Source organism: Ideonella azotifigens (genome assembly GCF_006519715.1).
Taxonomy (GTDB): domain Bacteria; phylum Pseudomonadota; class Gammaproteobacteria; order Burkholderiales; family Burkholderiaceae_C; genus Ideonella; species Ideonella azotifigens.
In genome coordinates this window covers 1-2,293 of the sequence record NZ_VIDT01000793.1, presented here as the reverse complement: position 1 = coordinate 2,293, position 2,293 = coordinate 1, and the positions used below count along the sequence as shown (strand labels likewise).

At 69.6% G+C, this 2,293-nt stretch carries 2 protein-coding genes; one reads left to right on the top strand and one right to left on the bottom strand.

The annotated features are described in order from the left end of the window. The coding region (locus tag FKP22_RS27710; protein ID WP_211361621.1) for a TolB family protein at window positions 1-906 on the top strand (906 nt) is incomplete at its 5' end. Between the two features lie 3 nt (window positions 907-909). Here the strand turns inward: FKP22_RS27710 and garD are convergent. Continuing rightward, window positions 910-2,293, bottom strand: a 1,384-nt coding sequence (gene garD, locus FKP22_RS27705; protein ID WP_141291220.1) for a galactarate dehydratase, incomplete at its 5' end; no start/stop codon positions are given.

Genomic DNA, 2,293 nt, shown 5'->3' with positions numbered 1-2,293 from the left:
AGCCTGGCCGCGATCCCCGACGGTTCCGGCGACGTGGCCGCCAGCGTGCTGCGCTACGACGACCACATCGAGCTCTACACGCTGGCCGATGGTGCGCTGCGCAGCAGCATCCGCTCCAGCGGCCGCGACCTGTATGCCGACGCCTGCCAGGACGCCGAGCACCCGATCTTCGTGTCCTTCCGGGCACGCCGCATCGGCGTCTGGTACCGCGACGGCGCCAACGCCGAGGCCCGCGAACTGCCCTTGCCCGCCGGCACGCCCGAGCCGCCCGCCTGCAGCCCGGATGGCCGCCGCTACGCCACCGTGCTGAGCCCGAGCGACGGACCAAACCAGCTGGTGATCGGCGACTTGAACGGCGGTGCAGCACCGACCGTGATCCCCGTGCAAGCCGAGGTCGCCAGCCCCAGCTGGGGCGTGGACGGCCGCACGCTGATCGTCTACAGCACCCGCGAGAACCACCCCGAACTCTGGCGCTTCGACCCCGCCACGCAAACCTTCAGCCTGCTGACCGACGACCACGCCCACTTCGGCCGCGAAGTGATGCTCGGCACGCAACGCTGGCTGTACTACGCCAGGGAAAATCAACGCGGCCTGTGGCGCCGCCGGCTGGACGACAAGGGCCGTCCCGCCTCCCCAGGCGAGCTGGTGCTGAACGACCTGGCGCAACAGGATTGGGGCAACTGGGCCTGGCACGACGGCGAACTCTGGCGCATCTCGCGCGGCGCCGCTGGCGACCAGCTCATCCGCCGCGACGCCACCGGCCGCGACCATGCCCTGCTCACCCTGCCCAGCGCCTCCATCGGCCCGTTCCGCTCGCTGTCCATCGACAAGACAGGCCTGGCCTTGGTAACCCGCCACGGGCCGACGCAAGGCGACTTGGTGCGCGTGCCGGCGGACGGACAGTGAAACTCAGGTCACCGGCGCCGGATTGAACAGCACCAGCGAGTTGTGCAGCTTCCAGTGTTCAGCCCAGGTCTTCTTGCCGCTGGCCACGTCCAGCATCAGCTGGAACAGCGCCCAGCCGGCTTCCTCGATGGTCTGCTCGCCGTCGGCGATGCGGCCAGCGTTGACGTCCATGATGTCGTGCCAGCGGCGCGCCAGATCGCTACGGGTGGCGACCTTGATGACCGGGCATTCGGCCAGGCCGTAAGGCGTGCCGCGGCCGGTGGTGAAGATGTGCAGGTTCATGCCGGCGGCCAGCTGCAGCGTGCCGCAGATGAAGTCGCTGGCCGGCGTCGCGGCGAAGACCAGGCCGCGCTGGTCACGGCGCAGCTTCTCGCCGGGCGGCAGCACATGCGAGATGGCTGAGCTGCCGCTCTTGATGATGGAGCCCATCGCCTTTTCGGTGATGTTGGACAGGCCACCCGCCTTGTTGCCCGGCGTGGTGTTGGCCGAGCGATCCACACGGCCGCGGTCCAGGTAGCGGTCGTACCAGCCCAGTTCACGCTTGATCGCCTCGGCCACTTCGGGCGTGGCGGCGCGGCTGGTCAGCTGGTCCACCGCGTCACGCACCTCGGTGTTCTCGCTGAACATGATGGTGGCGCCGGCGCGCACCAGCAGGTCGGCCGCGAAGCCCACGGTCGGGTTGGCCGTCACACCGGAAAACGCATCGCTGCCGCCGCACTGCACGCCCACCACCAGCTCGCTGGCCGGCACGGTCTCGCGCTGGCGGGCGTTGAGTCGCGCCAGGTGCGGCTTGGCGCTCTGCACGATGTCGTCCAGCATGGACATCAGGCCCACATGCGCCTCGGCCTGCAGGCAGACCACGTCCAGCCCGGCTTCGCTGCCGTCGTCGGCCGGCTGGATCGCGAAGCTGCCAGGCGGCAGCAGGCGCTCTGGCTGCAGCTTCTCGCAGCCCAGGCTGACGACCATCACCTCGCCACCGAAATTCGGGTTCAGCGAGATGTGTTTCAGGGTGCGGATCGGGATGATCGCGTCCGGCGCGTCAATGGCCACGCCGCAGCCATAGGTGTGCTCCAAGCCGACCACGCCGTCCACGTTCGGGTACAGCGGCAGCAGTTCGCTGCGGATGCGCGCCACCGCCAGCGCCACCACACCGGCCACGCACTGCACGGTCGTCGTGATGGCCAGCAGGTTGCGCGTGCCGACCGAGCCGTCGGCATTGCGATAGCCCTGGAAGCTGTGGCCGACCAGCGGGTCCTGGTGCGGCGGCTTGACGGTGGCAATCGGCAGCGTGTCGTCCAGCTCGCGCGCGGCCGGCATCTTCAGCAGCCGCTCGTGCACCCAGCTGCCGGCCGGAATGTCCTTCACCGCGTAGCCGATGGGCACGTTG